Source organism: Colidextribacter sp. OB.20 (assembly GCF_009911595.1).
GTDB lineage: Bacteria > Bacillota > Clostridia > Oscillospirales > Oscillospiraceae > Lawsonibacter.
In genome coordinates, this window is record NZ_QWKG01000002.1 from 1 (window position 1) to 6471 (window position 6471).

The 6471-nt window shown below is 55.9% G+C and carries 12 protein-coding genes; all 12 read right to left on the minus strand.

Features of this window, described 5'->3' with window-relative positions; genetic code table 11:
- Window positions 1-336: 336 nt before the first annotated feature.
- A complete protein-coding gene (locus D1641_RS00835) occupies window positions 337-1134 on the minus strand; it encodes a hypothetical protein (protein ID WP_160662502.1) in 798 nt (265 codons plus the stop codon).
- Window positions 1135-1146: 12 nt separating this feature from the next.
- Window positions 1147-1542 carry a hypothetical protein gene (locus D1641_RS00840; protein ID WP_160662503.1) on the minus strand — a complete coding sequence of 132 codons (396 nt, stop codon included), beginning with the start codon at window positions 1540-1542 and terminating at the stop codon, window positions 1147-1149.
- Window positions 1539-1739 (minus strand): hypothetical protein, encoded by a 201-nt coding sequence (locus tag D1641_RS00845; protein ID WP_160662504.1) that lies wholly within the window; start codon window positions 1737-1739, stop codon window positions 1539-1541. The genes D1641_RS00840 and D1641_RS00845 overlap by 4 nt, the downstream gene beginning before the upstream one ends.
- A gap of 78 nt (window positions 1740-1817) precedes the next feature.
- Entirely contained in the window at window positions 1818-2639 is an 822-nt protein-coding gene (locus D1641_RS00850) for a hypothetical protein (RefSeq protein WP_160662505.1), read from the minus strand.
- Window positions 2640-2771: 132 nt separating this feature from the next.
- A complete protein-coding gene (locus D1641_RS00855) occupies window positions 2772-3059 on the minus strand; it encodes a hypothetical protein (protein ID WP_160662506.1) in 288 nt (95 codons plus the stop codon).
- Complete coding sequence (locus D1641_RS00860; protein WP_160662507.1) at window positions 3056-3517, minus strand: hypothetical protein; 462 nt, start codon at window positions 3515-3517, stop codon at window positions 3056-3058. The genes D1641_RS00855 and D1641_RS00860 overlap by 4 nt, the downstream gene beginning before the upstream one ends.
- Before the next feature lie 382 nt (window positions 3518-3899).
- Window positions 3900-4742: a peptidoglycan recognition family protein gene (locus tag D1641_RS00865; protein WP_160662508.1), complete on the minus strand. Its 843-nt coding sequence runs from the start codon at window positions 4740-4742 to the stop codon at window positions 3900-3902.
- A complete protein-coding gene (locus D1641_RS00870; RefSeq protein WP_160662509.1) occupies window positions 4739-5044 on the minus strand; it encodes a phage holin, LLH family in 306 nt (101 codons plus the stop codon). Before D1641_RS00870 ends, D1641_RS00865 begins: the two co-directional genes overlap by 4 nt.
- A complete protein-coding gene (locus D1641_RS00875) occupies window positions 5037-5279 on the minus strand; it encodes a hypothetical protein (RefSeq protein WP_160662510.1) in 243 nt (80 codons plus the stop codon). The genes D1641_RS00870 and D1641_RS00875 overlap by 8 nt, the downstream gene beginning before the upstream one ends.
- Window positions 5276-5587 carry a hypothetical protein gene (locus D1641_RS00880; RefSeq protein WP_160662511.1) on the minus strand — a complete coding sequence of 104 codons (312 nt, stop codon included), beginning with the start codon at window positions 5585-5587 and terminating at the stop codon, window positions 5276-5278. Before D1641_RS00880 ends, D1641_RS00875 begins: the two co-directional genes overlap by 4 nt.
- Before the next feature lie 3 nt (window positions 5588-5590).
- On the minus strand, window positions 5591-6094 hold the full coding sequence (locus tag D1641_RS00885; RefSeq protein ID WP_160662512.1) for a hypothetical protein: 504 nt from the start codon (window positions 6092-6094) through the stop codon (window positions 5591-5593).
- The coding region (locus D1641_RS00890; protein WP_207708638.1) for a hypothetical protein at window positions 6091-6471 on the minus strand (381 nt) is incomplete at its 5' end. The genes D1641_RS00885 and D1641_RS00890, both read right to left, overlap by 4 nt.

Consider the following 6471-nt stretch of genomic DNA (forward strand, 5'->3'; position numbering starts at 1 on the left):
TCGCGCCGGTGGCCCCAGTGGCACCGGCAGGGCCGGTGGGACCCACAGCGCCGGCAGCTCCGGTAGCGCCAGTCGCGCCTACAGGGCCGGCAGGGCCAGTAGGACCGGCGGGACCGGCAGGACCCTGAGCACCTGTCGCGCCGGTGGCTCCGGTAGCGCCCGTTGCGCCTGTGGCGCCGGCAGGACCGGGGATGCCCTGAGGGCCGGTAGGACCAGTGGGACCGGCAGGGCCCGGATAGCCCTGAGGCCCAGTAGGTAACATATAATTAGTACAATACAACTAATGTTGAAAAATGATATATAATCCGGGAGATTTTAGCATCTCCCGGATTATATTCAGTGCTTCACCACATAGGTGTAATAAGCCGCCAGTTTATTGGGCACAGCGTCCTGGTCTTCAATCCAGGCCTTGGCAAGGCACGCATAGAGCTCCAAAGTAGAGGCGTTGTTTTTTTTCAACGCCTGATCATAGTCGGAATACAGGCTGTTGATAACCACCCAAAACTCCAGCAGGTCGCAGTCCACGTTGTACTGCTTCATGACTTCCTTGGCCTTCTCCATCGAGAAATGAGGTCCACGGGTGCCGTCGGAATTCTGCATCTTAGAAACCCACTCCTCCGCCATCTGGCGGTTGAATACGGGCATCACACTGGGCCGTTGACCCATGCTGTAGCCGTTGCCCTGATGCCTGGACATCTCCTCTCTGCCCTCATACCCGGCAGACATGGGATAGTCGTGGTCCAGCTCCCGCGGCAGCCGCTCCATTTCGCCATCGACGGAGAAGCCGATCTTGTTCATGGGGCGGTATCCTTCTCGGGTCTGCCAGTCCTCCCGCTGATAGACGGGCGGGACATAGGGGGTCATAGGATAGTGGGAATAGGGCTCTATGTACTCAGAGCGAGGGTATCCGTAGCCGCCCCGGTCCATAGGCTCACCACCATAGGCCCCGCCCCGATTCATGGGGGCATAGCGGCCATCGTTATAATGCTCACGTCCGTCACGGTCCCGGAAACGGCTCTCGGGGCCGCTGTAGCCGTCCCTCATGTCGGGACGGTCGTAGTCACGGCGGTCGTCGCCTCGGTCATCCTGGCCGCTCCTGGAGGTCATAAGCCGCATTTTGGTGTATCTATTCATCTTGCTCCCCCTTTATGCCGTGGGGGCGGCGGGGGCCGTGCCGTTGATGCTGGCCAGGTTGTTGGTGGGGCAGGGGCAGGCGTTGCCCAGCAGCTTAAAGGTGCCGCCGGTGGCGCTGGTAGAGACAACGGTGGAGTACCGGGTCCTGGTGCGGATGCCGCAGGCGGTGACCTGGGCACAGCAGCGGTTGGTGAGCGGGTACTGCTCCGTACCGGTCCCGATGGTAATTACCACAGGGGCGTTGATGGTGGCGGTGGCGGGAATGGCCTGGGCCACCACGATGCAGTACTTGCACCCGTTGCCATAGGAGCCAGCGGGCAGGTTGATGACCAGATTACCTCCAGCAAAGGTGACGGACTGAGACATCACCAGCTTGTTGCAGAGTTTACAGACAGGTTTGCAGTTCATTCTTTCACACCTCCAACCCCGCTGGAAAAAAGCATCATCAGAACGGGAAGCCACACAGGGTTCCAGTTGTCGCTAGGCATCTCAGACAGTTCCTGCCGCAAAAGTGCGTAGTCCTCATTGCTGATAGATGGTTTTGCCAGAATGTTTTGAATGTGTTCATCCATCTTATTTTTGATTTCGGATTTCACGGATTTCATAGTTACCTCCTGAAAGTCAGGGGCGGCAGGATATTCCCGCCGCCCCGAAATAATCACCCTTTCGGGGAGTAGTACTGCTTAGCAGCAGCTGCCACAGCCCTGGCCGCAGCCCTGATTCCAGCCGTTGAAATTCACCTGGCCGCAGCCGTTGGTGGGAAAGTTTACGGGCGTGGGGGGATTGACCAGATAAGCGGCGGAGGGGCACTCAGCGCCGGTTCGGCGCAGGATGGTGGCCTCGCTGGCGGAGATCATAGCGCCGATGGCGGCGTTCTGATTCGCCTGAGACTGAGCCAGATTCAGGGCCTGGACCTGACCGCGCAGGGCGGCGATGGTCTCATCCTTGCGGGCCATCTCCATGGCGTCCAGCTTGGCGATCACCCGATCGGTGTCGTTGTGGGCGTTCTGGATGATGTTGGCGGCATTGGTAGCGGCGGCGTAGGCGGCGTCGCAGGAGGTACGCTCGATCAGCCGCTGGGTCTCGCAGCAGCACTGCTGATTCTGGAAGCTCTGGTTATACAGTTGCTGCATAAGCGCGGCCTGCTGCTGGCACCGAGACAGCTCCGCCTGAGAGGCGGTCTGCATAACGGTAGTGCCTACCCCGTTAATGCTGTTCTGCATAGCGTAGAACCCATCACAGGTCCCATTGTTCAGACCGTCCAGTTTGCCGATGATGGTCTGGGTGTCCAGGCTCCGCTGAAGGATCGCCTCCACGGGGTAGGCACCACCGCCGCCATAACCGCCGCCGAAGCCGCCCCAGCCGCCGCCGCCCCAACCGCCAAAGATCATGGCGAAGGCGATCAGGCCCATCCAGCCGTCTCCCCAGCCGCCGTTATTGTTGTTACAGCGGCCATTATCCTGCCCCATAGCGTAGGCCATCAGGGCGTCGTTGTTTTCTGCCATAAAAAATTCTCCTTTTCGATATATTCACTCCGGGTGCTGATTCGCTCCCGGTCGTGGACTGACCAAGAGCGGTTTTTTATCAGGAACCGGGCGAAACCGAAAAAGAGAATGAATCTCTATATGAAATTGTGGTTAGAAAAACCGCTGGAACTGCTGGGCCACAGCGTTGGGATCAACCCCGGACTGCTGGAGGGCGTTTTGAGCTGTCTGGTCCATCTGCTGGGGGGTCTTGCCCGCCAGGAAAGGAGCGGCCTGTTGCAGCTGCGGGTATTTTTGGGACAGCTGCTGGAATGCGGCTACAGGGTTCATACCCTGCTGTCTCATGCGGATGATTTCCTGGACCATAGGATTCTGCATGGGACTCATTCCCTGCATCATCCCCTGCATCATCATCTGAGGGATGTTTCCCATTCCGTTCATGCTTCTGCCGCCTTCCCGCCGATCTTTTTCTGACCAGCCTTCTTGCTTTCCTCAATTTCTCCGCACAACGCGGCAACGCTGGCCTGCAAAGCAGCCATATTTTCCCGCATGGCTGCAATATCATCCCGTGGATTATAGGCCGCCGGAATCGGAGCTGTGGGCGGAGGGGGCGGAACAAAGGCAAAGTCCAAAATCTCAACCTCACCCTTCTGTGGATTGAACCTTTTGAGATAAATCATTCCCTGTCCCAAGTTCGTCATAATGAGACCGGGGCCAAAGCAGTTAAATTCCGCCCGCTCCGCTTCTGCCCGGGACATAACGGGCACACAGGGAAACACTGTCTGCTCGCCCGTGTTTCCTTGCGGTTGGGCCGGCTGAGAGGGCTGCTGCCGTACCGTCATAGCGTTTGGGTCAGGCTGATAAATCCCCGCATTGCCAGCATAAGGATTCGCATACATAAAACCACGTCCTTATCATCAAATCAGCGGGCCGGGGGACGCTGGGCGGGACGTGTACCGCCCGTCCCCTGGCCGCTGAGATAAGTATAGCAAAACACAGGCCACAATGTGTGGGGCCTGTGTCAAAGTTATGCATGGTTTATGTATAAGTTTTCGGCTATTTCCGTAAGATGTCTGAAGGCTCTTTTGAGGTGAGCAGATACTGTACATCTGGTCCATCCCAATTCCGCCGCAAGGTCAGCCTGGGCTGTTCGGTCAAAGATATATTTTTTGACAAGCCAAGTATCTACTGACCCAAGGTGGGCCTGCACAATACAATCCTCCAACTGAAACCTTGGCATGGTATCCAATTCGGGTGGCAGCTTCACTCTTGCATTAGACATCATTTGTTAGCCCTGACCACCATAGACATAACCTCCTGCCGTGTCGCCAGATCACAGGGGCGGGAGCCATCGGTGATGCCCATTGCTACCGCCCGGGCCAGTTCGTCCGCCCCCCACTCCGGAACCTGGGCGGCCAGCTCGGCCCGGTACTGCCCCATATACTGCTTCCACTGCTCATAGCTCAACATTTCGTCATCTTCTCCTTTCATGGTCCTGGCCACGTCGGCCCGGACATCGTCCATGGTCTTTCCCATCTTGGGGAACCAGTGAAGCACATCGGCGTGGCCAGAGCCCAGGCCCAGCCGGTAGCTGTCCTGATGGCATAGGATCACAGGCACCTTGACGCCGTTGTATGTAACAGTGCCCCGCGGGTCGAGATTGTAGAGCTTGCACAGGTATGCCGTCAGCTCCACCGCTTCCCGGTAGACCTTTTCAAAGTATACCGGGTCATTAAGCGCGTCCTCACAAATCTCAAACTGTATCCAGCCGTTATTGCAGGAGCCCTTTTTCCCGGAACCGCAGCCCCAGGCTTTCTTGTTCCACTCGCCTACCTGAACTGTCGACACCTCACCGCTGGCCAGCTTGCCCACAAAAGCGTGTACGCCGGCCTTTCTTTCGGTGTGGTTCCAGTCGTTTTTGTTTTTGTTGACCCCCAGCAGCTTCAGCAGCTCCGCCCGGTCCGGGGCGCTGTCATCTGGCTGGACATACCGGCTTATATATGGGTTATTGGCCCCGGTGGAGTGCCAAAGCACCCCCCGGACGGTCACAGGCCCCACACTGTTGTACCAGGTACTCTGCCTCATGAAGCACTGGAGAGGGGGATGTTCCTGGGTGTATTTCATTTCTTCTCCTCCATCTCCTGATGAAGCTTCAGCACGGCGGCCTCGATGGCGTTTTCGATCTCTTCACTCTCCACGTCGTAGCCCTTCTGCGCCAGAAAATCCAGCACATATTTTTTTCGTTCCTCGCCGTCCAGCTGGTAGTGCAGCTGCTGGGCGGCCATGACGGCGATCTCCACCCACTTCAGCAGCTCCTCACGGTCCTTGGCGGAGGTATTCCGCTTAATCCAGGGGATCACGAAGGCGGTGATGAGGGCGGCTACCAGAGCGATAAAAGCGTTGATTACAGGGGTCAGGTCAGTCATTTGAATCATCCTTCCTTTTCTTCTTGTCTAAAATGGTTTTCGCACACAATATCAGCAGCTCTCCGCCGAAGAAGGCGAGAATCACCTCCAGCAGCTTTGAGGGGTCGTGGCCGGTACGGGAGAGGATCCGCAGTGCCCAGGCGGAGGCCACGGTCCCGCAGGCCACGCACCACAGGACGATGAGCTTGGCGAACAGGTGGTTGATGCTCTGGAGCGTGTTCAGCAGTTTTTTCACAGCCCGATTCTCCCTAGCACCACGCCAATCACAGCGGCCAGCACCAGCCAGATGGAGCTTTCTTTCAGCTTGTCCAGCAGCTTGTTGGGCTTATCGTCCTGAACCTCCCGCCAGGAGACCAGCTTGTCCAGCTTGGCGTCCATCCCTTCCAAACGAGTGGCAAGGGCGGTCTTATCCTGTTCCAGGGCGTTAAGCCGCTCAAACATTTCCTTGTGGGTCTTGGTTGACCCGTCACGGTAGCGATCAAATTCCTTTTCAAGGCTGTCTACCCGGGCGTTTACCAAGCAATCACTACAGTTTTCGCTCAACGCTTACACCTCCTTACTGCAAAATTCCACCGGGGCCGTGGAGGCCGCCACGGTGTAGTTTTGGTTAGATTCTTCCAGTTCGGGGGTCAGCACGGTGGGAAAATCAATAGTGGCCCGGTCGGTTACTTTAGTGTAGTAAAGCGTAAATAAAAATGGTGCTTTTGTTGTCGTCGAATAATCATTGTAAATACGCACTCTTTTTGTTAATTTATTCCAACCCAGGCTAAAACTTATGCTTCCCCCAAAAATCAGAAGATTCTCGTTATGTACGTCAACTCTTGAATTTATAAATAGCATTTGGTCTACTTCGCTAAGAGGGTTCATAGACACATCTGCCCAGGCTTTCAGTGCATTTGGAGTAGTTGAGGAGTATGTTTTTCTATACAACGGCTTCCCATCAATCCATGTCCCAATCCTCTGCTCCTCGGTGGAATAGGTCTCCAAGCTGCTTCCTCCTCCAGAGCCGCCGCCAACCTCCAGCATTTTGCCATTGGAATAGATTTTCATGCGCTCACCTCCGGGTCGGTGGTTTTGGTGTATTCGATGACTACGACAGCAGGATAGTTTTTCCATCCGTCATAAGTTATAACGCCGACGATCTCTCTTGTGGCGGTACGGCCAAATAGAGAGATAATATTTTTATCGTAGCCGAAATAAGGCAGTTGAATCACATAGATATCGTTCGCCATCCAGCCCTTCAGCATCTTTGGGTTCATGTTTTCGTCGTATGTAAACAGGACCTTAGATGTATTTACTGCACTCGGTAATACTACTTCATAACATTTCCGATACAGCGGCCTCCCGAACCATGTGCCGATCCTCTGCTCCTCGGTGGAATAGGTCTCCAAGCTGCTTCCCCCTCCAGAACCGCCGCCATCGTCCAC